Here is a 24,423-nt window from a genome sequence, read left to right as displayed (position 1 = left end):
AACTGGTCCTCTACAACAATTGACATCGAACATTGACAAGTACTAACAGTCTTGTTACGATGATTCTCGTTGCAAAATTTGCAAAAACATTTATTTAAATCATCTGATAATGAGACGAATTTTCAAAATACAACGACAAAATCAGGAAGATTAATTAATTTACTCATATATCTCGGAGGCTTTATGTTATGAATAAAGATACATTCACGATTGGTTTTATGCTCTTTGCCTTATTCTTTGGAGCGGGCAATTTAATATACCCACCAACATTAGGGATTGACGCAGGAACTGCTTACTGGACTGCAATAATTGGCTTTATTATTACTGGAGTTGGACTACCCATTCTTGCAGTAACTGCTATTTCTTTTGTTAAAAATGATGCAAGGGAATTATCGGATCATGTTCACCCATTGTTCGGTTTGATCTTTACTTCTATTATCTATCTGGCAATTGCCCCGTTTTTTGGAATACCCCGGGCAGCTACAGTTGCATACGAAATGAGTATTGAACCATTTACAAATGAGAGCTCACCAATTCCATTATTTATTTTTACAGTTATTTTCTTTGTACTTGTTTTTTTATTTAGCATCAATCCATCGAAAATGGTGGATCAAATCGGTCAGTATCTTACTCCAATTCTATTAATTGCTATTATTGGATTAAGTATTGGCAGTTTTCTCACCTTAGACACTGCCTTAACTACTCCGACTGAAAAATATCAAAACGGACCCTTTTTTACAGGTTTTATGGAAGGGTATTTGACGATGGACGCGATTGCAGCTCTTGCATTTGGCATACTCGTTGTAAATGCGTTTAAAGAGAGAGGCATAACAACTCGAAACGCCTTAGTAAAATCTACTTTGAAAGCTGGCGCAATTGCAGGTATCAGCTTAATCGTTGTTTATAGCTCACTTGGCTGGATCGGAAGTAAGATGGCTATTAATGGGGAATTTACAAATGGCGGAGAAATTTTATCCCGTGCAGCGAGCATTATTTTTGGTAATTTCGGAACATTATTACTTGGATGTATCGTTATATTAGCATGCTTCACCACATCCATTGGGCTTGTCGTAGCTTCCGGAGAATTTTTCTCAAAAACGACAAAGATCCCATATAAATGGGTTATTTTAACTGTCACAATTTTGAGCTTTCTAATTGCAAACCAAGGACTGAATACAATTATTAACTACTCTGTTCCAGTGCTCGTATTTATTTATCCAATAACGATTGTCCTCATTCTTCTTACATTTTTAGATAGGTTATTCGGTGGCGCAAAAGCCGTTTATCGCGGCGCAGTTCTCCTAACAGCTGTCTTTAGTCTATATGATGGACTAACCGCATTTGGATTCAAGCTGCAAGCGATGACTAAATATATGGAGGTTCTCCCTTTCTTCTCCTTAGGATTAGGGTGGGTTGTTCCAGCAATTGTCGGAGGCCTGATTGGACTATTCGTTGACAAATGGAGGAGTTGATCTGTTAAGCTCAGCTTTTTTAAGGGGCGATGGGATGACTATGGATACGGGTACGAGTGACTTTGATAAGGCATGTAATCTCCAGCTCTACTACTGACAGTCCAATCGAAAATATGTTAGGATAAGAATAAATCTGTCACAGATTAACGGGCTGTAAGAGTGAAAAAGATAGAAACGCGAGGGAGGACCTTGTGTCATCCCCTTGTTGTAAAGACAGCCCGTAAATTTTTGATTCTGTTCAACGGCCTTTAGGCCATACCTTTGCAGCACTTACATTTTATGAAAAGGAGGCTCCCTAATGACGCTAGTAAAAGAAGAGAAAATTCTACAAACTTATTTTGGCTACGAAACATTTCGTCCAGGGCAAGGACAAACAATAAATCATATTTTACAACTACATAATACCCTTGCTGTGATGCCAACCGGTGGTGGTAAATCACTGTGCTACCAAATCCCTGGTATGTCGATGGACGGGACCGCTATTATCATTTCCCCATTAATCTCTCTTATGAAAGACCAAGTGGATGCTCTACAAGCTTTAGGTATCCCTGCCACCTACATTAACAGCTCCCTTTCTACCGGAGAACAACAAGCCCGATTACGTGATGTTGCAAACCGTCGTTATAAGTTTGTTTATGTGGCACCAGAACGCTTTGAATCTATGACATTTGTGAATGTGATTAAACGTATCCCATTAGCACTTGTAGCATTTGATGAAGCCCACTGTATATCACAATGGGGACATGACTTTAGACCAAGCTACCGTTCAATCGTTCCTAATTTGAAAAAGCTATCAAACATTCCTGTATTCGTTGCATTAACTGCAACAGCTACAGAAGAGGTCATTCATGACATTCAAGAATTGCTGTATATAGCGGATGATCATGTAGTGAATACCGGATTTGAAAGAGAAAACCTCTCCTTTCATCTCGTAAAAGGAAAGGACAAGCAATCTTACATTCGGTCGTTTTTAGAAGAGCACCGGGAGGAATCCGGTATTATTTATACTGCCACACGAAAGCAAGCAGATGCATTATATGATCAACTGACGAAGCGCGGGATTTCTGTTTCTAAATATCACGCAGGTTTAACGGAACAAGAAAGAAAGGAAGCACAAGCTGCATTTATCCATGATGAGAAATCGATTATGATTGCCACGAATGCTTTTGGTATGGGGATCGACAAATCGAATGTTCGCTACGTCATTCACTATGCAATGCCAATGAACATTGAATCGTATTATCAGGAAGCAGGTCGTGCAGGCCGTGATGGAGAACCAAGTGATTGTATTCTCCTCTTCTCTCCACAGGATGTGCAGCTGCAGAAGTTTTTAATTGAGCAGTCCCAAATGGATGAAGCATCGAAACAGAACGAATACCGGAAATTGCAAGCAATGATTAACTACTGTCATACCCATGGCTGTCTGACGTCATTTATACTCGATTATTTTGATAAAAAGGTAATAAAAGGATCCTGCAATCGTTGTAGTAACTGTGTCGAACGCCAGGAAAAAATGGACATTACCGAAGAAGCACAAATGATTCTTTCCTGTGTGAAGCGAATGGGTGAGCGCTTTGGTGTCGGAATGACAGCAAAGGTTCTAAAGGGATCCAAAGATAAAAAGCTGCGCGAATTTCGCCTTGATCAAATTACAACCTATGGGATACTTTCTGCGTATACAGAGAAGGAATTAACGGAACGGATACACTTCATGATTGCAGAACAGCTACTGGCAACCGAGGAGGGGCAATACCCAACATTACGGTTGAACCAAAATTCAGTGGATGTTTTAAAAGGAAAACGTCCTGTTGAAATGTTCACTGCACCAATTCCAACGAACGAGAATGCGGATTACCATGAAGATCTATTTGCAAGATTACGTGCATTACGAAAACAAATCGCCGACGATAAAAATGTGCCGCCATATGTCCTTTTCTCCGATGTTACATTAAAGGAGCTAAGCCGTTATTTCCCTACGGATAGAGAGGATATGCTTGAAATCAAAGGAATTGGTGAAAAGAAATACGAACAGTATGGCGAGGAATTTTTAGCAATTATTCAAGATTGGCGTGCAGAACATCCAGATGTCAAACAGAAAATTAGAATTGGAGATACTAGCTCAGCGAAACCGAAGGAAAAGAAAACTGCAGATGACCGACCTAGTCACTTAATCAGCTACCAGATGTTCCAATCGGGGAAATCATTGAAAGATATCGCAACTATTCGAGGTTATTCTAAAATGACGATTGAGAATCATATTTTTAAAGCTGTCCAAGATGGCTATCCACTAGCATGGGGGATATTTTTTAATAATCACGAAGAAGAAGTTGTACTTGCAGCTCATGAAAAGCTTGAGGAACCAAAGCTAAAGCCGTTGAAAGAATTGCTGCCAGAGGAATATGATTATACGAAAATTAAAGCTGTGTTGGTTAAGAATGAGTTGATGTAGGTCAGTGTAGTAACGTGAATTGTTGGTGCTTTATTTGGCAGATTGGTGTCATAGAATGGATAGATGGTGCTTTATTTGGTAGGACGGTGTCATAGATAGATGGCAGGTTCGAGCGATAGCATTGGGATACTTTCCTGGACAAGTGAAAATCCAGCGCTTATGCGAGCGCTGGATTTTTATTATTTATTCACCTTTTACATTTAAAGCCCATGTTCCATTGCGGAATACTGCTTCTGTTGTTCCATCTGCTTTTACACCGTCAATATTCATGTCCTCAGAACCAATCATAAAGTCAACGTGGATTAAGCTATCATTGACACCATGTTTATCAAGTTCTTCTGCACTCATTTTAGAACCGCCTTCCAAGTTCGTTGGATATGCTTTTCCTAAAGCGATATGACAAGATGCATTTTCATCAAATAATGTGTTGTAGAAAACTAATCCTGATTGGGATATTGGAGATTCATCTGGAACTAATGCAATCTCTCCTAATCTGCGCGCTCCTTCATCCGAGTCAAGCAGATGCTTTAGTACTTCTTCCCCTTTTTCCGCCTTAAAATCAACAACTTTACCATCTTTAAAAGTCAGGCTGAAATTATCGATTAAGCTACCACCGTAGTTAAGAGGTTTGGTGCTCGCTACTGTTCCATTGACACCATATTTATGCGGCATAGAGAAAACTTCTTCTGTTGGGATATTTGGATTAAATGTAACACCTGTTTCTGCTTCAGCAGATCCGCCTTTCCAAATATGTCCTTGTGGAAGCTCCATTTCCAGATCCGTTCCAGGTGCGTTGAAAATCAGTTTTTGGTAGTTTTTCTCATTCAAAACCTGACGTGCTGTTTTTAATGTTGCATTATGCTTATCCCATGCCGCAATTGGATCTTCCTGATCTACACGCACAATGTTTACAATAGCTTCCCAAAGGCTTTCCACTGCATCCTCTTTTGACTTATCAGGGAAAATTTTCTGTGCCCAATCACCTGATGGAATTGAAATGATAGACCAAGGGATCTTGTCGTTCATTGTATAGTTACGGAAATTAATCATTGCTTCTGCTGCAGCTTTGTTTGCTTTAGCAACACGTGATGGATCAATATTTTGTAATAAATCAGGGTTTGTTGAACGAATGTGTAATATCGCCGCTCCATCTTCTGCAAATGTATCATGAAGCTTCACTCGCCATTCCGGGAAATGTTCAATAACTTCATCTGGAGCGTTTTCATACTTTAATAAAGTCAATTCGTCATCGACCCAGTTAATATGAACATCTTTCGCACCTAATTCGTAAGCCTTATGAGCAACGATTTTTGTAAAATCTGCTCCTTCAAGTGGTGCGTTAATCATTAATGCTTGCCCTTTTTGTAAATTAACACCTGTGCGTAATGCTAATTCTGCATATTTCTCTTGTGTTTTTTGACTAACCATAATTCAAACCTCCAAGATTATCAGATAATGGCTTCACCTAAAAGTCATTACTTTTTAAATAGTATGTCTTTTATTACTGGGATGAATGTACCATATAGTCATTATTCCATAATCAACCGAAAATTGCCAAAATAACCTTCTTCATTTTCAAATTCCTATCTACCGGTAACAGTACGCGAGGTCAGTTCTATTTACGGTATTAGCAGTTTATGATATTATAATAGTATAGAAGTTACTTTTTGTAATCACTGTAATGTTTTAATATAAAGCAAATTGAAATGATCGTATAGGAATGAGGTGATCATAATGGAGAAATTATGTCCACGTTTTGAAAAGGCGATGGGGCTCCTTAGTACACGCTGGGTTGGTTTAATTTTATTTGAATTATTAAAGGGAACAAAACGCTTCTCCGAGATGGAAGCTGATTTGCCAATTAGCGGCAGGCTGCTGTCCGATCGACTAAAACTACTTGAAAAAGAAGGAATTGTGGAGCGGAATATTTATTCTGAATTCCCTGTTCGAATTGAATATTCTCTTTCTCAAAAAGGGAAAGACTTAGAACCAGTAATTAAGGAAATTCAATCTTGGGCTGATGACCATGTTAGCCCTGATGAGGTTGAAGAAGATACTGAAAAGCTAAAAGACTAATGAAAAAAGGCTGTCGCGCTTGCAACAGCCTTTTTTCATTATGCCTGACTCAATTTTTTATTCCATTGCGTATTTTGTACCAAAGGTTTTGGCGAGATCTTGAGAATGTCGTCTTCTTTCTCCTCTGCGCTTAGCACGTAATGCTGCATTTTCATGGAGCATTTTTTCTAAGTCTGTTTCTGGATAAACAGATGGTACAGGGACAGGTTTTCCATTTTCATCAATAGCTACAAATGTCATAAACGCGGTCGCGCTGACCTTTCTTTCTCCTGTTACTAAATCTTCTGTTACTGCTTTCGCAAAAACTTCCATCGATGTATGATGTGTCCATGTAACAAATGCCTCGATTGAAATCGAATAGCCAACTTTTACAGGTGCCAGGAAATCAACCGAGTCCGTTGATGCAGTTACAACAGGATTCCTTGCATGCTTCACGGCCGCTATTGCTGCTATATCATCGATATGCGCCATTAACTTTCCGCCAAATAATGTACCAAAAGCATTTGTATCTGGCGGAAGTACGTGTGTTGTTTTAATTGCTAATGAGTTTGAGCATGGTTTTGCTTCCATATTCTTGTCCTCCCGATGACTTGCCATTTACTATAAGTTACTGCTTCTTTTGGGAACGTACTATAGCACTGGCGAAATTAGTCTAGAAATTGATTCCTTAAATCGGATGCCGATTGTTCTTTGATCATACAGCTTCTTCGTCATTTGTGTCGATAATTTAATATCATTGTTAAATTTTTGAACTAGCCGATCAGCTATTTCGGTATCATATAAAAATGCATTTACTTCAAAATTGAGACGGAAGCTGCGAACATCAATGTTTGCAGTCCCTACTGATGCAATTTTCCCGTCGACGACAATTGTTTTCGCATGGAGAAAACCGTTTTGATAAATAAATACCTCTGCACCAGCCGTTAATAGTTCTCCACTACTGGACAACGTTGCCCAGTACACAAATGGATGATCTGGTTTATTCGGAATCATAATTTTCACATCTACACCGGATAATGCAGCAATTCGCAATGCATCTTTCACACTTTCATCTGGTATAAAATAAGGTGTTTGAATGTAAATATATTCCTTTGCCGCCATAATCATTTTAATATAGCCATTTTTTATTTGTTCCCATTCTGTATCCGGACCGCTTGAAACAATCTGAACGCCTACGTCTCCACTTGTACTCGTGTTATAGTAGCGATCATCATATAGAATATCATTTTTGGATGCTTGATTCCAATCGAGAATAAAGCGAGTCTGTAAGCTTTGAACAGCTTCCCCCATTACACGTAGATGCGTGTCACGCCAGTATCCGAATTTCCTGCTTTTTCCGAGGTATTCATCACCAACATTGAAACCACCAATATAGCCAATCTTCCCATCTATAATCGTTAGCTTACGATGATTTCGATAGTTTATTTTAAAGTTGATGATGAGCTTAGAAGGAAAAAACGCCTCTACCATAACACCAGCGTTCTTTAATCGCTTTACATAGCTTCTTTTTAAAGAACGTGATCCCATGTCATCATAGAGCACTCGTACATCAACACCCTCATTCGCTTTTTTTATGAGAACCTCTGCTAAACGCTGACCGAGCTCGTCACTTCTCATAATATAGTATTGCATATGAATATGGTCTTTTGCCTTTTGCAAATCCTGAATCAACGCTTCAAATTTTTCTTCTCCATCGGTATAAATTTCTACCGCATTATCTTGTGAAAAAATAGCATCGTCATTTCTTAATAGTAGATACACCAGATCGCTATACTCCTGCATTGCTTCATCATTAAAATGGAGATCCTCATCCTCCAAGGAACGCAGCTGCGATTGAACAGTCGTTTTCACACCCAGCCTGCTTTTCTTATCCCAGGTGAAAATTCGTCTGTTGCTTATTGGTTTACCAAAAATTAAATAAAGGATAAAGCCAGCAATGGGAATAAATAGTAATACCATTAACCATGCCCATGAAGACGTTGGATCTTTCCTTTCCAAAAATACAATAGAAATACCCAATGCAATATTTAAAACGATTATAAGTCCGAGTAAAAACGACAGTATTCCCATCGTATCAATCTCCCTCTAAACGTATATTTCCACTATCTAATATAGCACAGAAATTTAATCCAGGTTAGTGATGCGCTGCTTTTCCGATGTTTCATGCATACTATTTAGCCTATCCAACAAAAGTTAAAACATAGTAGGGAAATTTTCTTTTTATCATGTTTGAAAGAAACTGCGAACTAACTTATCGGCTGTTTTCTTCAAGTATGTGCAATAATCGCCGTCCGGGATCGCATCGATATCGTTTTTATTAATTCCACAAGTAATAACTGGTGAGCATATACTAGCGGAGGAAATATACGTAGACTCCTGTGGGAAGAAGAGCATCGGGGAGACGCACAATCCATTTAAATACACTAATCCACATTTTATATAAACTTCAAGTTAAAATATCCACCCTACCTATCCAATTCTATTATTAAAGTACAAATAAAATACACGTCCATGCTAGAAAATAATTAGCATTAGACGTGCATGTAAAATGAGTGCTGCTTTTCTTATAATTGATCTAAAGCCTGCTCTAAATCAGACCAAATATCTTCCCACGCTTCCAGTCCGACTGAAAGTCGAATGAGCTGGTCTGTGATACCCATTTGTTGCCGAACTTCATATGGTATGCTTGCATGTGTCATTGTAGCAGGATGCTCAATTAACGTTTCGGCATCGCCTAAACTTACTGCAATTTTTAAGAAACCCAATTGATTCAACAACTGCTGCGCCTGCTGTTTATTCCCTTTCACATCAAAGGAAATGACTCCCCCTCCACGTCTCATTTGTCCTTCCATTATCGCAAGATCCGGATTGTCGTCATCTTCTGGATAATATACGTTAGCGACTTGCCGGTGCATCTTCAGCTGTGCCACAATTTTTCGGGCATTGTCACAGTGACGGTCCAAACGAACCGCCAATGTTTTTAAACCACGCAGTAAAAGCCATGCATCAAATGGAGATATAACCCCGCCGATATCTTTTTGTGTTGTATTGGAAAGCATATCAATAAAGGATTTTTTGCCAACGACTAAACCTGCAATTACATCTCCATGTCCGCCGATATATTTCGTTGCACTATGAAGGACAATGTCGCACCCTAATTCCAATGGTTGTTGTAAATAAGGAGAAGAAAATGTATTGTCCACTACAACCGGAATACCGTATTCCTTTGCAACCTCTGCCACCTGCTGTAAATCGATTAAGCGCATCGTTGGATTAATCGGTGTCTCTACATAAATGACGGTCGTTTCTGGCCGAATAAGACTGCGAAGCTCTTCCTTTGATTTCATCTCCGAAAAATCAGTAGTTATATTATACTTTTCTCGCATCATCGTTAGAAATCCAAACGTACATCCATATAAACCCGATGAACATATAATGTGATCATTTGCTTTGGTGAGTGCAATGAGAACAGCTGACACTGCCGCCATTCCCGATCCAAATGCAAGACCAGCTTCTCCCTTTTCTAAAGTCGCAATACGCTCTTCAAGCACACGGACGGTTGGGTTCCCCAGGCGAGAATAAATATAGCCCGACTCCTCACCGGCAAAGCGACGTTCCCCCTGCTCCGCAGTTTCAAATGTATAGGTAGATGTTTGAAAAATGGGTGTGGAAAGACTCCCAAGCATTTCTTTAGTATCATAGCCTTCATGGATGACAGCCGTTTCAATACGTTTTTGATTTTGTTTTTGTGTCATCGTCAAACCCCCTCTTAATAGATGTCTCTTACGCTCACATCTATCATATCGAATAAAACTTGATTATGAAAGCGTTTTCTAAAACTTAAGCTAAGCTAAGTGATTGCTAAATTGGTAAATTCCATCTACTATTATAGGAATGTTAAAGGTTGTTCAAAAAAATCTGCTTAGGAGGGAAAATATAATGGATAATCGGCATACGAAAACCGGCATCATCTATACATTCAGTGCCTACCTCTTATGGGGGATTATTACAATGTACTGGAAACAAATTGATTATGTTCCAGCTGGGGAAATTCTAGCACATCGAATAGCATGGTCAGCAGTATTTATGCTGCTTCTTGTCATTTTTCTTGGTAAATGGAATAACTTCATACAGGAATGCCGACAAATTATGAAAAAGAAAAAGCAATTACTTGGGATCACAGCTGCCGCGATTGTGATTACATTAAACTGGTTTCTATTTATTTGGGCAGTTGTTCAAGGACATATCCTGCAAGCAAGTCTTGGATACTATATCAACCCGCTTATTAGTATTTTACTAGGAATTATCATTTTGAAAGAACCTGTAACGAAAGGTCAATTACTTTCCTTTATTTTAGCAGCAATTGGTGTGCTTTACTTAACATTCAATTACGGTGTATTTCCATGGATTTCACTGCTTCTAGCAACCACATTTGCATTATACGGGTTACTGAAAAAAACAGTGAATGTCAGCGCAATCTCCGGGCTGACAATTGAAACATTGCTTATTACACCAGTCGCACTTATTTACTTATGGATTATTCCAAGCGGTTCATTTACTTTTACACCATTTATAACAGTTACGAACCTATTTTTAATTGGAGCGGGTATTGCTACCGCTGTTCCACTATTGTTATTTTCCAGTGGTGCAAAGCAGATTCCTCTAGCCATGGTAGGTTTCCTGCAATATATCACACCTACCATGATGCTTGTAATTGGTGTGTTTTTCTATAAAGAGCCCTTCTCACAAGCACATCTAGTTACGTTTGCTTTTATTTGGACTGCTTTATTTATATATATGGCGTCTATTTATAAAAATTCGCAGCGTCGTTTGAGAACACATTAAAATGAATCTCTAGCTTTAGGTAAATCCTGTAACATGCAATTACATTCAACCTAATTTAAACTTTTCAGAAAACATCATTGACAGATAATAGAATTCATTGTATACTCACACTAACTTAAATAATGCAACATCTCTTATCAAGAGCGGCGGAGGGAATAGGCCCTATGAAGCCCGGCAACCTTAAAGCATTAACCTGCTTGTAACGGTGCTAAATCCTACAGGGTAAAAACCTGGAAGATGAGAGGAGGAACGGTTCGTACATACGCCCTCTTCTTAGGAAGAGGGCTTTTTCATTTTCCCTCTTCAAACACAAAAGCGTAAGCGCCCGGTTAGCGACGTACGGACTGAGCCGCAGGAGATAAAGGAAACATGCCCCTTTAGGGGTATGCCGATGTTAGGCGTAGCCTGGTTTTAGTCGGCCATCCTTTTACCTAGAGTCAATGTTGACTTTCACCACAAGGGTATAAGTGCGACTAGGTCTCATGTCTTAGCCAGTCGGCAAGTCTTCTTTATCGTACGGAGGCGAGGGAAGTCTCGCTACAGCTTTAGCGCTGGAGCTGGACGTGGCTGTTTCGGTAGCCAAGTGATCCACGGTATTAAAGTTTATAGTTTTCTAGTAAAAAAACATAACATTTCAAGGAGGAATTTTATTATGTCACAATTTCAGCCAGAAACGGTATTACTTCATGGTGGTCAACAGCCGGACCCAACTTCAGGTGCGCGTGCTGTTCCAATCTATCAAACAACTTCTTATGTTTTCCGTGATACAGAACATGCACAAAACTTATTTGGTTTAGCAGAATCAGGTAATATATATTCTCGTATTATGAATCCAACGGTTGATGCATTTGAACAGCGTGTTGCTCAGCTGGAGGATGGGGTTGGTGCTGTTGCAACATCATCCGGAATGGCTGCTATTACGCTAGCAATTTTGAATATCGCGGAAGCTGGGGATGAAATTATTGCGGACAGCAACCTATATGGCGGTACGTACAATCTCTTTGCAGCGACCCTTCCACGCTATGGGATTACAGTAAAATTTGTTGATGGTACAAAACCGGAGGAATTTGAAGCTGCGATTACCGATAAAACAAAAGCTATATTTGGTGAAATCATCACAAATCCAAGTCTTTACGTATTTGATGTAGAAGCTGTTGCTGATATTGCACATGCTCATGATATTCCATTAATTATTGATAATACTTTTGCCCCTTATATCGCAAAACCGCTCACTTGGGGCGCAGATATTGTTATTCATTCCGCAACAAAATGGATCGGCGGTCACGGAACGACAATTGGCGGGGTCGTTGTTGATGGTGGAAGATTTGACTGGAATAACGATCGATTCCCTGGCTTCACCGAGCCTGACGAAACATATCACGGCTTAAAATATAAAGATCTTGGTCCAACAGCATTTATTACAAAACTTCGTGTTCAATTATTACGTGATATCGGTGCATGCTTAAGCCCCCAAAGTGCATTTTTATTTTTACAAGGTCTAGAAACGCTACATTTACGAATTGAAAGACACGCACAGAACGCAGAAAAAGTTGCTGCCTATTTACAAAAACATGAAGCAGTAGAATGGGTCAGCTTCCCTGGTTTAAAGGAACATCCATCACATGGGCTTGCTAAGAAATATTTCAAGAGCGGCTATGGATCGATTATTACATTCGGTATCAAAGGGGGACGCGATGCAGGTAGAAAGCTAATCGACAATGTGAAGCTATGGTCACATGTAGCAAATGTTGGAGACGCTAAATCCTTAATCATCCATCCTGCTTCAACGACACATCAGCAGCTAAATGCTGAAGATTTGAAGAAAAGCGGTGTAACTGAAGAGCTTGTCCGCTTGTCGATTGGACTAGAAGCTGTAGAAGATATTCTGGCAGACTTAGAGCAAGCAATTGATCAAGCAACTGGAGTTAATCAAGCTGCACAACAATCGAATGACGCTGTAATTAAAAGCTTGCTTTCCTCTCCATTTAATCGTCAGGAAGGTATTCGCAAAAAAGTTATTGCTAGCATCGGGATTGATCAAAGCGAAACGAAATCCTTAGAAAAACTTGGTTTTGAAATCATTTCTGTAGAAGATGATCCAGCTAATGAATTATCTGTAATTTCATCTCCTATTGATGCATTATGGGTTAAGGATAAAGAACTTCCAGCTGCAGTTATTGAACAATTGGTAAATAAAGAAATAAAATTTATTTTTGCCGAAGGAGCAGCAAGCACAAATCAAACATTGCAGCATGCAAATGCGACGGGAATTATTGTTACAGAGGTAAATCCAGCTGCATTAGCACTTCAGCTTCGAAGCAATAATACGCAAGCAACTGTTACAGTTTAAACACTATATATAATCAGGTTTACATCTCCATCAAACCGGGAATATCCCCAAAGAGTGGACCTAAAATTTAAATCGCCTTCTTTAACAGAGGGCGATTTTTTAATTAAGCATTATATTTTGTTATGTTCGTATTTAAAGGAAAGTGTGAACTCATGTGTAAATAAGGATTGTGCGTATACGGACTTCCTATTATTAGTAGAATCTGCTGGAACAATTTTTGCTCCTGTCCCAGTAGTTCACCGCTATATTTATGATGCAACAAACAATCGATATTTAAGATCAACTTCAAGTTTAACTTTTTATATTATTGATTAAACTTATAATGGATGTTCTGAATAAACGATTAAGATATAGACACTACGGATCTTCCTTGAAATAATGGATAACAAGCAATACATATATAGCCAAACACCATGATTTCTTTAAGCATAATTTTACAGGAGTGCTTGAAAGGGTATATAATTTATAAATCCATTTCGAATAGTTATAAAGCGGACAAATTAGCCTTTTTTCCATATTATATTAAGAGATAACTGCATAGGTGTGATTAACTTGAAAAAGTATGTTTATATAACCTTTTCCCTTCTGATTATCGGAGCTTTCATTATTTTTTTTATGCAACCGTCAAATGAAATGAGTAAGGAGCCAGCCACTCAGCCCGAGCAAGATATGCAACAAGAATTTGAAGATCATGAAGTGAATGATGAGTCAGATACAAGTAAAGAAAACCAAAAACAAGAAGAAGATACTGATCAAACGGGATTTCCACCAAATATATCTGGTGCACTACAGAATACAATTAGTTTCTTCAGTAATCAAGAAACCAAGATTGTGGCAATCGGTGATTCACTTACCCAAGGTGTTGGTGATGAAACGGATCAAGGTGGTTATATTGGAATATTAGACCGAACAATCAATGATGGATTGCAATCTGTAGAGATTGTTAACTTTGGGAAGCGCGGGAATCGTACAGATCAATTGCTCAAGCGTCTGGGACAGGAAAAGATCGCCAGAGAAATAGCGGATTCCGATTTAGTACTGATTACAATTGGTGCAAATGATATTATGAAAATCGCCAGGGAAAACATTATGCACCTTGTTATCGATGACTTTGTTGCCGAAATGGATGGCTATGAATCCCGAATTCGGCAAATATTTGAGACCATTATTGCATTAAATCCAGACACTCATATATATCTTGTCGGCTTTTATAACCCTTTCCAACAATATTTTAAGGATATTAAAGAGCTCGATTTAATTGTTGGAGCCTGGAACACTGCAAGCAGCAACATTGCTAGTGAATACGAAAATATTACATTTATACCAACCGAAGATTTATTTACAGTGAAAGCCACGAACTTATTTGCTGAAGATAATTTCCACCCAAATTATGAGGGGTATTATCTAATAGCTGAACGAGTACTTGACTATATTACAAATAGAAGATAAGGATGAACGCTATGTCAGATAGAAAACAGCGTTTGAAACGTAACAAATGGAAAAAAGCTTTCTATAGCTTGCTAATCTTTAATGGCATTGTTTTTGTTGTGCTTTTCGCACTCTTATTTGGACCTGTTCCGGAAAATAAAGCTCCAGTCCGCCATGAACGAGGCGATCAAGAAAGCTCTGAGTTTATTATACGAACATCAAAACAGAATTTGAATAATCTCGTCAATGCATACATTGAACAATTACTTGGAGATTCAGATCATTACTATCGTATATCACTTGATGAAGATGTCCATTTAATTGGAGAGCTGCCTGTGTTCTCAACAACGGTCCCACTTTCTGTTCATTTCGAACCATTAGTGCAGGATAATGGCGACCTTATTTTAAAACAAAAGTCCATATCGGTTGGCTTATTAGAACTCCCAAACAAAAAAATCATGGAATATATGGCTGACTTACTTCCAATGCCAGAATGGGTTACGGTCAATCCGCAAGAACAGGAAATTTATGTGGCAGTTACAGATATGGATATTCGCAGTAATTTTCATGTTGCAGTGGAAACGATAGACCTCGAGGCAAACAATCTAGCCTTTCGGTTAAAGATTCCATATGAAACACTAGGTCTGGAGATGTTAGGCCCATGGTAACCGGCCGGGAACACGGCATTCCTTTTTATCATCGGTTTGAGCTTTAGCGCTGCATGGACGTGGCTGTATTGATAGCTAAGTATCCATAGCATTCCATATTTAAAGCTTCCTGACCATAAAAAAAGAACCATTTACAATGTAGATGGTTCTTTTGCTTATTTTAAACCCAAGCGTTTAAATCGAGAAGATAATAGAAAAATAAATGATTGCTTTGGTATGGCTTGGTCTTGTATTCTTTCTTCAAGTGGTTTCTGCTTCTGATAATCTCCAAGAATTCCCTTATATATCAGCTGCATCCCTGGGTAACTACGAATATCTGCGGGTGTAATAAAGCTAATCGGTTTGCCAAATTGAAACCTCTTCATATCTCGCAGTACTGTTGCAACAAACTCGGAGCAAAATAGGGCATATTTTCGATTAATCTCTATTTCCATCATTACACCGAATAAACCAATAAAATTATATTTATAAAGCTGTTTTTTTGCTTCAATTTCTTTTATATTATGAACGATACCTTCATATTCTTCTTCCGTAACTGTAAAACTGTATAGCTCACAGGTTGAACGCTTTAAAAATTCACTTTGAATATCTTCCCTAATAAATCCACCGATAAATGGATTTCTCGGCTGCTTTCTTCCAAAGCTGTACAGTTCGTTTAATTGCGGATCAAAACCGATAGAGACATGATTTAATGACTTTTTCGTGTAGTAATTTATTGCTTTCGATAAATAACTGCCTGTATCGGTAAAAAGGAAATAAATGATCCTTTCACCCATGCCCTTCCCCCCTTTCCGTTATGGGCAATAAAACAATTGATTCTATAAAGCAGGAAAGCATATAGCTTTCCTAATTGCATAAGTGTATCTAAGACAGGTACCTATAAGCTTGGCATTTCTAATAGCCTTTTGTACTACTATTACAAAAAATAGGCAAATATACAAGTTATTTTTTGTGCTTACACTTTTCACTGATTAAACTGACATATATTTCATGAACAAATAAGAGCTTCCATCGACTAAGATTATTAGAATCAAGACGAGTAGACTATTAAAATGTTTTATAATTATGTCTAGATCTATAAAGTAAATAGCCGATAAATAATAATTACTTCCTATTTAATATAACATATTACAATACAGCGAAATAGGAAACCTATAAAACATTACCAATTTTGTAAAACATGCTATGGGGTTCTTGCAAAGTTGCGTCAAATAACGTAAGCTTACCATGATTACTATTTATTTTATTGGAGGAAAAGACCCAGAATGATAACTGTTACTAATGTTAGTTTACGATATGGTGATAAAAAGCTGTTTGAGGACGTAAATCTTAAGTTTACTCCTGGAAACTGCTATGGCGTTATTGGTGCAAATGGTGCAGGAAAATCAACTTTCCTGAAAGTATTGTCTGGTGAAGTTGAGGCACAGTCAGGAAATGTTTCCATGTCTCCTGGTGAACGACTTGCTGTCTTAAAGCAAGACCACTTCGCTTATGAGGAAAACGAAGTAATTGATACGGTTTTAATGGGACACGAAAAGCTGTATAAAGTAAAGCAAGAAAAAGATGCAATTTATATGAAAGCTGATTTTTCAGAAGAAGATGGTATGCGTGCTGCAGAGCTAGAAGGTGAATTTGCTGAGATGAACGGTTGGGAAGCTGAATCGGATGCAGCTGTATTGCTAAAAGGTCTTGGTATCGAAGAATCGCTTCATACGATGAAGATGGCTGAGCTTACTGCCGACCAAAAAGTAAAAGTTTTGCTTGCTCAAGCCCTTTTCGGCAGCCCAGATATTCTATTACTCGATGAGCCAACTAACGGACTTGATATTCAAGCAATCCAGTGGCTGGAAGAATTCTTAATTAACTTTGAAAACACGGTTATCGTAGTTTCTCACGACAGACACTTCTTAAATAAAGTATGTACACATATTGCAGATGTTGACTACGGGAAAATCCAAATTTATATTGGAAACTATGATTTCTGGTATGAATCCAGTCAGCTCGCTACGCAAATGGCACAGGATGCGAACAAAAAGAAAGAAGAAAAGATTAAAGAGCTACAAGCCTTTATCGCTCGATTTAGTGCAAATGCGTCGAAATCGAAGCAGGCAACATCTCGTAAGAAAATGCTCGATAATATTACATTAGATGATATTAGACCTTCTTCCCGTAAGTATCCATACATTGCTTTTACTCCTGAACGCGAAATCGGAAACGATTTATTACGCGTCGAAGGGCTAAGTAAAACAATCGAAGGCGTAAAAATCTTAGATAATGTTAGCTTTACGATGAATAAGGATGATAAAGTTGCTCTTGTTGGAAAGAACGATATTGCCAAAACGACTTTATTAAAAATCTTAGCAGGTGAAATGGAACCTGATGAAGGAACATATCATTGGGGTGTCACAACATCTCAATCGTACTTCCCTAAAGATAACGCGAAATTCTTTGAAAACGGGAATTTAACACTAGTTGACTGGCTTCGTCAATATTCTCCAGAAGATGAGACAGAAACGTTTTTACGCGGATTTTTAGGAAGAATGCTGTTTTCTGGTGAGGAAGCATTGAAAAAGGCGAATGTGCTATCTGGTGGTGAAAAAGTACGTTGTATGCTGTCAAAAATGATGCTTTCACATGCAAACGTACTAATGCTTGATGAACCGACAAACCATCTAGATTTAGAATCTATTCAATCATTGAACAATGGGTTAATTAAATTTAAAGGATCCATTCTGTTTACATCACATGACCACCAATTCATTAACAGTATCGCAAATCGTTTAATCGAAATTACACCAAAAGGTATTATCGATAAAGAGATGAGCTATGATGAATACGTACAAGATCGCAAGCTGCAAAAACAAATTGCAGAAATGTATGCATAAAAACACGAAGTGAAGGCGCCTTTATTAGGCACCTTCACTTATTTTTTCACGAATGCCGAATGCATCCCCTATTTTATTAAACTGCTACTTTCTTTCTAATTTTATCAAGCATATCAACCGTCATACGATCGAGATCATATTCAGCCTTAAATCCCCATTCCTCCATTGCTGCTTGAGAACTGATTGAATTCGGCCAGCTATCAGCGATTTGTTGTCTAACCGGATCTACTTTATATGAAAGCTTAAAATCTGGCAGCTGTTTTTGAATCGATTTGGCAAAATCTTCTGGTTGTGCAGACATTGCCGAAATATTAAAGGCATTGCGATGAATTAACTTTTCCGGATTTGCTTCCATTAAGTGAACAATCGCATTTAATGCATCTGGCATATACATCATGTCCATATAGGTGTCTGCAGCAATATACGATTCATATGCGTTGTGTTTCACCGCTTCATAATAGATTTCAACTGCATAATCTGTTGTTCCACCACCTGGGGGAGCAACATACGAAATTAAGCCTGGAAAACGAACACCCCTTGTATCCACCCCATAGCGCTGGTAATAATAATCACATAAAAGCTCACCAGCAACCTTATTGATGCCATACATCGTGGTTGGACGTTGTAATGTATTTTGCGGCGTATTATCCCTTGGTGTCGTTGGACCAAATGCACCAATTGAGCTTGGTGTAAAAATTTGCAAATGGAATTCCTTTGCAACCTCTAATGTATTGAGCAAACCACCCATATTTATATCCCAAGCAACCTTCGGAAATGCCTCCGCTTTTGCTGATAAAAGTGCTGCAAGATGCATAACCGTATCTACTTCATGCTTTTTAACAACATGCAAGACTTGTTCTATATCTGTAACATCCATCACTTCAAATGGCCCTTGTTCTTCAATCCCATCAATCTTCCGTATATCGGTCCCAATAACTTGATCGGTTCCATAAATACCCCGCAACTTGCCTGTAAGTTCGGATCCAATTTGTCCGAGAGCACCCGTAACTAGAATTTTTTTCATCTCCAAAACCCCTCTATGCAATCGAAATTAAATTAAGCCCATTTCTTTCCCTACTTTTTCATACACAGCAATCGATTTATCTAGCATTTCCTTTGTATGAGCAGCTGTCGGCATATTACGGACACGCCCCGTTCCACGTGGGACAGTTGGAAACACAATTGATTTCGCATAAATCCCTTCTTCAACCAAACGCTTGCTAAACTGCTGCGCTACCTTCTCATCTCCAATAATGCATGGCGTTATCGGCGTCTCACTAGCACCTATTGTAAAACCTAATGCTTTCAAGCCCTGTTTTAAATAGTCTCCGTTTTCCCAGAGCTTTTCATTTAATTCCGTGCTTTCCATAAGTAATTCAATTGCCTTTGTACTAGCAATCGCATCTGCCGGTGAAACAGCTGTAGAAAATAGGAATGGACGTGATCGCACCTTCAGCCAGTCAATCAGGTTGGACTTGCCCGCTACGTAACCACCAACTACTCCAATAGCCTTCGAAAGCGTTCCCATTTGAAAATCTATTCTATCCTGTAAACCAAAATGTTTAACTGTACCGGCGCCTTTTCCAGTAACTCCCGAGCCATGTGCATCATCAACATACGTAATTAAATCATATGCTTCTGCAATTTCAACAATTTCTGGAAGCTTTGCAATATCCCCGTCCATTGAGAAGACACCATCAGTGATAACCATTATTTTATTAAAATTGCCAGTTGATCTTGCTTCCTCAGCCTTCCGACGTAAATCATCCATATCCGAATGCTCAAATCGAATTATCTTTGCTTTTGAAAGCCTACAGCCATCAATGATTGACGCATGATTGAGAGAGTCTGACAAAATCGCATCATTTTTATCCATAACCGCTGATATCGCAGCCATATTACAATTGAAGCCAGATTGATAGGAAATTGCCGCCTCCGTTCCTTTAAAGGCTGCAATTCTCTCCTCTAACGCAATATGGAGATCAGAAGTACCATTAATTGTACGTACTGCTCCTGACCCAACACCATACGAATCTATTGCTTCACTTGCTGCTTGTTTCAAACGTTCATCTGTTGCAAGTCCAAGATAATTATTAGATGAAAGGTTAATTAACTCTTTTCCCTGAATCCGTATAACTGGACCATTCGCTCCCTCTACTGTATCAATTTCATTGAATAGCCCACGTTGTTTTAAATCTAAAATACTACCATTTAAAAAATTGTCTAATGTCTTACTAGTCATACGGTAAAACTCCTCCTTAAACACAGAAATACTTCCATATTTAAGTTTAACATAAAACGCTTACATTTAATTTGTGTATATACAATTTGATTAAAAAATTTCGTTAATAATTTTTAAGTTTACTGTATTTTCCTATAGTAGTTTTACTCTATTTCTACTATACTAGTTTATAGACATTTTACATCTTGGAGGAAGCATGCATGAGAAGGATATTATTGGGATTATTCGTTATTATTATTCTTACGATTGGAATAGTTGGGTATACAGAATTAAACAATAAGCCAAATGAAGTCATTGAAGAATCGAATCACTCCACAGAGATACAATTATAATTGTTTATAAGCGGGTGCAAGATTTTATTATATTGGAAGACATATGCAGATAGAGAAATTCCATGTTTTTTTAGCCGCAAAAAAAGGAAAGCACATTATAACAGTGCTTTCCTTTTTGTTAATGCTTCGGGCTAAAAAATTATTTAATAACCGTTACGTTAACTTGCTGAGCGCCCCAATTTACTGCTTCTTCTTTCGTTGGGACATGAAGGTCGATTTTATTACCTTTAATCGCACCACCAACATCCGCTGCTGTTGCGTAACCATAACCTTCAACGTAGACCTCTGAACCTAAAGGTATTACATTCGGGTCTACAGCAATTACTTTTGCATTGGGATTAGCGTTTAAATCTACCCCTGTAGATGTTACTCCAGAACAGCCATCACATTTAGCTGTATAGGCAGTTGCCGTTACAGTGATTGTTTCCCCTTCAGGGCTCTGTTCTGAACTGTCTTCTGAACTCTCTTCTGAACTCTCTTCTACTTTCTCTGTTTTAACGGAAGCTTTCTTTTCATCAGCTTGTTTTTCCGTTTCATTTTCTTGTTTTGGCGCTTCTTCAATCTCAGCTGGCTCTGAATCTTCTTGACTAACATTTACACCATTTATTTTTAGATCTTGTCCGATAACAATGATATCGTTTTTAAGATCATTCCATTCCTTCAATTCATCTACTGTTATGTCATATTCTTTTCCAATACTGATCAATGTATCCCCTTGCTTTACTGAATACATGTTGTTAATAAACAGTAATTGCTTTGGGTGAATGACAGTAGATTTTAAATCATTTATTTCAGTTAAATCCTCAACGGTTGTATCGTATTTATCTGCAATCTCCCAGAGACTTTCTCCCTTTTGTACTTCGTGTTCTTCAGCTGAAACTGTTGTTGTAGCCGCGCCAGCAATAAAAATACCTGCAGCGAGTGCTGCTACTAGTTTTTTCATCTGATGTACCTCCTTGAATTTCTGACAATGATTATCGTACCACAGGCAAACTGCAAATACAGTTACAAGACGTTTAAGAGTCTATTACAAGGATTACTATTTTCATATTTTTGTTACATTGCGTAATATTTTTGATACAAAAGACTCAATTTATCATTTTTCCCTATTACAAAACAGGAAATTAGACACAAAAAAGAGAAGTAGCTTCTTTTCCACAAGACTACTTCTCTTCTCTATTAAAACGTATCTACTTTAATTAAATAAACCGCCTAGGAAATCGCCAATTGATTTAAATAGCTCGCTGAAGAAATTAGCAACCTTTTCCCAGAAACTTGCATCAAGACCTAATTCATCTGCTTTATCTGCAATTGAATTAGCAATATCCTCGAGCTGATTTTTCACTGCTCCAAAATCAATGTTTAGATCTCGCATTTTATCAAAAAGATTTACAAGCATTTGCCGATCTTCATCACTTAAACGAATCTCTAATTTATCCAATTGCTCGCTGACAATTCGTTCTACATCTTCTTTTGTTGCCGGATTTTGCTCCGCAATCATCTGTTTAATTTCGGTAAGCAATGTACTTACTTCATCTTGCGTAATATCTTCATTTTCAGCAAGATCTGTAGCTACATTCAGCTCTTCATTGGCTAATTCCATCCGTTCTTTGTCTAGTTCTTCGCCTTCTACGTCGTATGCCTTATAAATACCCGTTAATGCTGAATGTCCACTAACTTTGATTGGTGATACAACGTCCACTGTTGCATTTTCTGCACCAGCAGTAAGTAACGCATTTTCATACATCGATGCTGTAACTTGTGTTATATTTTCCGGAGTAACAATATTAACTGTTATCCCTTCTCCTTCATTTTCCAGAAGAATTCTTGCTGAAGAGTACATATTGGCATTTGGATTTCCATTAATAAAATTTGCATAATCCTGTCCACTGACGTCGTGTGCTTCAAATGTATCCGTATCTTCAATATTTAACGCTTCTCGAACTTGGGCTCGCTGTGAATCATTTAACTTCTCTCCATAAATTAGTATCGTATTGGACGCCGCTGATACCGGCATAGCAAACGCGATAAATAACGTTAGAACCAACAGTGACAATCGAATAATCTTTCCATTAAATTTCATGTTATATGTCTCCTTTTTATTCTCACTAAAAAATCAAGTTTAACCTCCGAATTAACGTAATAGCATTAATTGCTGTTTCTCTTCAAGCGTTTTAAAGCCATACTCTTGAAGGACTAACATTCAGCGGGGAAAGCCCCTAATGAATGTAGTTTTACTTTTATCTATTATAACGCTTGGATATAATTTTGAACATCTTTTTCACGAATCAATTCCGTATGATGAGCAGATAACTTTCAATTTATTTCGTATTGGTGTATATTTAGAGTACCGAAATAAATTGAAAGAAAGAAGGTTTTTGGAATCATAGATACTGACCAAGCGGCTAAACGTAATTTGGCTATTATGTGGTTCGCCAATTTTTTTGTTAGTGGTAGTATGACAATGGTAATTCCATTTATCTCCTTATATATTAATTCAATGGGGAATTTCTCCGACTCCTATGTACAAACCTGGTCGGGGTTAACGTTTGCAGTAACATTCATTGCTGCATTTATCTTTTCTCCAATATGGGGAAGAATAGGAGATAAATATGGCAGAAAGAATATTTTAATTATCTCTGCATTTGGGATTGGACTATCTGTATTTTTAATGGGGTTTGCCACATCAGTATGGCAGCTTTTTTTATTGCGATTGTTTATGGGAATCGTAACCGGATTTATCCCAATGTCACAAGCATTTATATCTGTACAAACACCGAAAGAAGTCGCAGGGAAAGTACTCGGGACGCTGCAAACCGGGAGCATAACTGGAGCGCTAATGGGACCAATGCTCGGTGGTGCATTAGCAGATATATTTGGGTATTCAAGCACATTTAAATGGGTTTCCATTACAATATTCATTTCAGGATTCCTTGTCATGTTTGGAATCAAGGAGCTGCAAATCAATATATCTAATGATAAAAATGATTTTAAATCGTATAGCAGTAAAGAAGTATTGCAGCATATTCTGAGTAGACCAGTATTACTTGTCGTGATGTTGCTCTCAACATTGGTACAGATTGCACATTTTAGCATTCAGCCAATACTTTCTTTATTTGTAGCTGAAATTCACGGCCCCGTTAATATTGCATTCTTTGCCGGGCTAGCTTTTTCAGCAGCCGGGTTAGGGAATCTTCTCATGTCTCGAAGATGGGGCAAGATTGGAGACCGTATTGGTTATATAAAGATATTAATCATCCTCTTATTTATGGCCGGTATTGTCTATTTCCCTGGAGCATTTGTAACGAACATTTGGCAGCTCGTCGTACTGAGATTCCTACTTGGTGTTTCAATTGGCGGTATTGTTCCACTACGGATTGCATATATTCGTCAGGAAGCACCGTTATCAATGCAAGGTGAAGTGCTTGGCTATAACACAAGCCTGCGCTTCCTGGGAAATATTATCGGCCCAGCACTTGGCGGTATAATTGCTGCTACTTGGGGATTCTCTTCTGTATTCCTTATCACAAGTTTATTGCTTATTGCTAGTGGTGTAATTATGCTTGTAGCTTGGTATAAAAGCGAGAATTCACCAAAGCAAGCTCATTCCTTTTCATCAAGATAGCAGGCTTAAAGCGGGTGGATGTTTTGCTTACGTGGCTAGACCGAAACAGAA

The 24,423-nt window shown here is 38.2% G+C and carries 20 protein-coding genes and 1 riboswitch; of the genes, 11 read left to right on the top strand and 9 right to left on the bottom strand.

Annotation, left to right across the window (positions count from 1 at the left end):
- The first annotated feature begins 188 nt into the window (after positions 1-188).
- Together brnQ and recQ are read left to right on the top strand one after the other, a co-directional pair.
- Positions 189-1,472: a branched-chain amino acid transport system II carrier protein gene (gene brnQ / locus D1B32_RS01890; RefSeq protein WP_118888480.1), complete on the top strand. Its 1,284-nt coding sequence runs from the start codon at positions 189-191 to the stop codon at positions 1,470-1,472.
- Between the two features lie 298 nt (positions 1,473-1,770).
- The gene (gene recQ / locus D1B32_RS01885; RefSeq protein WP_118888479.1) at positions 1,771-3,921 is read left to right on the top strand and encodes a DNA helicase RecQ; all 2,151 of its coding nucleotides are present in this window, start codon (positions 1,771-1,773) and stop codon (positions 3,919-3,921) included.
- Positions 3,922-4,104: 183 nt separating this feature from the next.
- On the opposite strand, the gene D1B32_RS01880 is transcribed toward recQ, so the two are convergent.
- Positions 4,105-5,349: an aminopeptidase gene (locus D1B32_RS01880; RefSeq protein ID WP_118888478.1), complete on the bottom strand. Its 1,245-nt coding sequence runs from the start codon at positions 5,347-5,349 to the stop codon at positions 4,105-4,107.
- A gap of 306 nt (positions 5,350-5,655) precedes the next feature.
- Between D1B32_RS01880 and D1B32_RS01875 the strand changes: the two genes are divergently transcribed.
- Positions 5,656-5,997, top strand: a complete 342-nt coding sequence (locus tag D1B32_RS01875; protein WP_095307735.1) for a winged helix-turn-helix transcriptional regulator — start codon at positions 5,656-5,658, stop codon at positions 5,995-5,997.
- 57 nt (positions 5,998-6,054) lie between these two features.
- Here the strand turns inward: D1B32_RS01875 and D1B32_RS01870 are convergent, their stop codons facing one another.
- The 3 genes from D1B32_RS01870 to megL all read right to left on the bottom strand — a co-directional run bounded on the left by D1B32_RS01870 (position 6,055) and on the right by megL (position 9,752).
- Positions 6,055-6,567, bottom strand: coding sequence for an acyl-CoA thioesterase (locus D1B32_RS01870; protein WP_095307733.1), 513 nt, complete (start codon positions 6,565-6,567; stop codon positions 6,055-6,057).
- Between the two features lie 60 nt (positions 6,568-6,627).
- Complete coding sequence (cls, locus tag D1B32_RS01865) at positions 6,628-8,067, bottom strand: cardiolipin synthase (RefSeq protein WP_095307732.1); 1,440 nt, start codon at positions 8,065-8,067, stop codon at positions 6,628-6,630.
- Positions 8,068-8,561: 494 nt separating this feature from the next.
- The gene (gene megL / locus D1B32_RS01860) at positions 8,562-9,752 is read right to left on the bottom strand and encodes a methionine gamma-lyase (RefSeq protein ID WP_118888477.1); all 1,191 of its coding nucleotides are present in this window, start codon (positions 9,750-9,752) and stop codon (positions 8,562-8,564) included.
- Positions 9,753-9,936: 184 nt separating this feature from the next.
- On the opposite strand from megL, the gene rarD reads away from it, so the two are divergent.
- The 4 genes from rarD to D1B32_RS01835 all read left to right on the top strand — a co-directional run bounded on the left by rarD (position 9,937) and on the right by D1B32_RS01835 (position 15,288).
- A complete protein-coding gene (gene rarD, locus D1B32_RS01855; RefSeq protein WP_095307730.1) occupies positions 9,937-10,842 on the top strand; it encodes an EamA family transporter RarD in 906 nt (301 codons plus the stop codon).
- 131 nt (positions 10,843-10,973) lie between these two features.
- Positions 10,974-11,086: riboswitch (SAM riboswitch) on the top strand.
- A 408-nt stretch (positions 11,087-11,494) separates the two neighbouring features.
- Positions 11,495-13,192 carry an O-acetylhomoserine aminocarboxypropyltransferase/cysteine synthase family protein gene (locus D1B32_RS01850; protein ID WP_095307725.1) on the top strand — a complete coding sequence of 566 codons (1,698 nt, stop codon included), beginning with the start codon at positions 11,495-11,497 and terminating at the stop codon, positions 13,190-13,192.
- Between the two features lie 543 nt (positions 13,193-13,735).
- Positions 13,736-14,641, top strand: coding sequence for an SGNH/GDSL hydrolase family protein (locus D1B32_RS01840; protein WP_392391084.1), 906 nt, complete (start codon positions 13,736-13,738; stop codon positions 14,639-14,641).
- 11 nt (positions 14,642-14,652) lie between these two features.
- On the top strand, positions 14,653-15,288 hold the full coding sequence (locus tag D1B32_RS01835; RefSeq protein ID WP_095307723.1) for a YpmS family protein: 636 nt from the start codon (positions 14,653-14,655) through the stop codon (positions 15,286-15,288).
- Between the two features lie 155 nt (positions 15,289-15,443).
- Here D1B32_RS01835 and D1B32_RS01830 read toward each other — a convergent pair whose 3' ends face one another.
- Complete coding sequence (locus D1B32_RS01830) at positions 15,444-16,064, bottom strand: hypothetical protein (RefSeq protein WP_095307722.1); 621 nt, start codon at positions 16,062-16,064, stop codon at positions 15,444-15,446.
- Between the two features lie 489 nt (positions 16,065-16,553).
- Here D1B32_RS01830 and D1B32_RS01825 point away from each other — a divergent pair, with 489 nt between their 5' ends.
- Positions 16,554-18,173, top strand: a complete 1,620-nt coding sequence (locus tag D1B32_RS01825) for an ABC-F family ATP-binding cassette domain-containing protein (RefSeq protein WP_095307721.1) — start codon at positions 16,554-16,556, stop codon at positions 18,171-18,173.
- 76 nt (positions 18,174-18,249) lie between these two features.
- On the opposite strand, the gene D1B32_RS01820 is transcribed toward D1B32_RS01825, so the two are convergent.
- Both D1B32_RS01820 and D1B32_RS01815 read right to left on the bottom strand, forming a co-directional pair.
- Positions 18,250-19,197 carry an NAD-dependent epimerase/dehydratase family protein gene (locus D1B32_RS01820; RefSeq protein ID WP_095307720.1) on the bottom strand — a complete coding sequence of 316 codons (948 nt, stop codon included), beginning with the start codon at positions 19,195-19,197 and terminating at the stop codon, positions 18,250-18,252.
- Between the two features lie 27 nt (positions 19,198-19,224).
- On the bottom strand, positions 19,225-20,415 hold the full coding sequence (locus D1B32_RS01815; RefSeq protein WP_095307718.1) for a glycine C-acetyltransferase: 1,191 nt from the start codon (positions 20,413-20,415) through the stop codon (positions 19,225-19,227).
- Between the two features lie 200 nt (positions 20,416-20,615).
- On the opposite strand from D1B32_RS01815, the gene D1B32_RS24405 reads away from it, so the two are divergent.
- On the top strand, positions 20,616-20,747 hold the full coding sequence (locus D1B32_RS24405; protein WP_262366376.1) for a hypothetical protein: 132 nt from the start codon (positions 20,616-20,618) through the stop codon (positions 20,745-20,747).
- A 139-nt stretch (positions 20,748-20,886) separates the two neighbouring features.
- Here D1B32_RS24405 and D1B32_RS01810 read toward each other — a convergent pair whose 3' ends face one another.
- Positions 20,887-21,690 (bottom strand): LysM peptidoglycan-binding domain-containing protein, encoded by an 804-nt coding sequence (locus D1B32_RS01810; protein WP_118888476.1) that lies wholly within the window; start codon positions 21,688-21,690, stop codon positions 20,887-20,889.
- Positions 21,691-21,942: 252 nt separating this feature from the next.
- Entirely contained in the window at positions 21,943-22,830 is an 888-nt protein-coding gene (locus tag D1B32_RS01805; RefSeq protein ID WP_118888475.1) for a DUF1002 domain-containing protein, read from the bottom strand.
- 139 nt (positions 22,831-22,969) lie between these two features.
- Here D1B32_RS01805 and D1B32_RS24110 point away from each other — a divergent pair, with 139 nt between their 5' ends.
- Both D1B32_RS24110 and D1B32_RS01800 read left to right on the top strand, forming a co-directional pair.
- The gene (locus D1B32_RS24110) at positions 22,970-23,137 is read left to right on the top strand and encodes a hypothetical protein (RefSeq protein ID WP_187393116.1); all 168 of its coding nucleotides are present in this window, start codon (positions 22,970-22,972) and stop codon (positions 23,135-23,137) included.
- A 35-nt stretch (positions 23,138-23,172) separates the two neighbouring features.
- Positions 23,173-24,372, top strand: coding sequence for an MFS transporter (locus tag D1B32_RS01800; RefSeq protein ID WP_095307727.1), 1,200 nt, complete (start codon positions 23,173-23,175; stop codon positions 24,370-24,372).
- The last annotated feature ends 51 nt before the right edge of the window (positions 24,373-24,423 follow it).

Source organism: Oceanobacillus profundus, assembly GCF_003515705.1.
In the GTDB taxonomy this organism is placed as follows: domain Bacteria; phylum Bacillota; class Bacilli; order Bacillales; family Amphibacillaceae; genus Oceanobacillus; species Oceanobacillus profundus.
This window is presented reverse-complemented; position numbering and strand designations above follow the sequence as displayed.

Bases quoted from the DNA above. Each gene is read 5' to 3' on its own strand.
- brnQ (WP_118888480.1), top strand. From the start codon at position 189: ATGAATAAAGATACATTCACGATTGGTTTTATGCTCTTTGCCTTATTC.
- recQ (WP_118888479.1), top strand. From the start codon at position 1,771: ATGACGCTAGTAAAAGAAGAGAAAATTCTACAAACTTATTTTGGCTAC.
- D1B32_RS01880 (WP_118888478.1), bottom strand. From the start codon at position 5,349: ATGGTTAGTCAAAAAACACAAGAGAAATATGCAGAATTAGCATTACGC.
- D1B32_RS01875 (WP_095307735.1), top strand. From the start codon at position 5,656: ATGGAGAAATTATGTCCACGTTTTGAAAAGGCGATGGGGCTCCTTAGT.
- D1B32_RS01870 (WP_095307733.1), bottom strand. From the start codon at position 6,567: ATGGAAGCAAAACCATGCTCAAACTCATTAGCAATTAAAACAACACAC.
- cls (WP_095307732.1), bottom strand. From the start codon at position 8,067: ATGGGAATACTGTCGTTTTTACTCGGACTTATAATCGTTTTAAATATT.
- megL (WP_118888477.1), bottom strand. From the start codon at position 9,752: ATGACACAAAAACAAAATCAAAAACGTATTGAAACGGCTGTCATCCAT.
- rarD (WP_095307730.1), top strand. From the start codon at position 9,937: ATGGATAATCGGCATACGAAAACCGGCATCATCTATACATTCAGTGCC.
- D1B32_RS01850 (WP_095307725.1), top strand. From the start codon at position 11,495: ATGTCACAATTTCAGCCAGAAACGGTATTACTTCATGGTGGTCAACAG.
- D1B32_RS01835 (WP_095307723.1), top strand. From the start codon at position 14,653: ATGTCAGATAGAAAACAGCGTTTGAAACGTAACAAATGGAAAAAAGCT.
- D1B32_RS01830 (WP_095307722.1), bottom strand. From the start codon at position 16,064: ATGGGTGAAAGGATCATTTATTTCCTTTTTACCGATACAGGCAGTTAT.
- D1B32_RS01825 (WP_095307721.1), top strand. From the start codon at position 16,554: ATGATAACTGTTACTAATGTTAGTTTACGATATGGTGATAAAAAGCTG.
- D1B32_RS01820 (WP_095307720.1), bottom strand. From the start codon at position 19,197: ATGAAAAAAATTCTAGTTACGGGTGCTCTCGGACAAATTGGATCCGAA.
- D1B32_RS01815 (WP_095307718.1), bottom strand. From the start codon at position 20,415: ATGACTAGTAAGACATTAGACAATTTTTTAAATGGTAGTATTTTAGAT.
- D1B32_RS24405 (WP_262366376.1), top strand. From the start codon at position 20,616: ATGAGAAGGATATTATTGGGATTATTCGTTATTATTATTCTTACGATT.
- D1B32_RS01810 (WP_118888476.1), bottom strand. From the start codon at position 21,690: ATGAAAAAACTAGTAGCAGCACTCGCTGCAGGTATTTTTATTGCTGGC.
- D1B32_RS01805 (WP_118888475.1), bottom strand. From the start codon at position 22,830: ATGAAATTTAATGGAAAGATTATTCGATTGTCACTGTTGGTTCTAACG.
- D1B32_RS24110 (WP_187393116.1), top strand. From the start codon at position 22,970: ATGAATGTAGTTTTACTTTTATCTATTATAACGCTTGGATATAATTTT.
- D1B32_RS01800 (WP_095307727.1), top strand. From the start codon at position 23,173: ATGTGGTTCGCCAATTTTTTTGTTAGTGGTAGTATGACAATGGTAATT.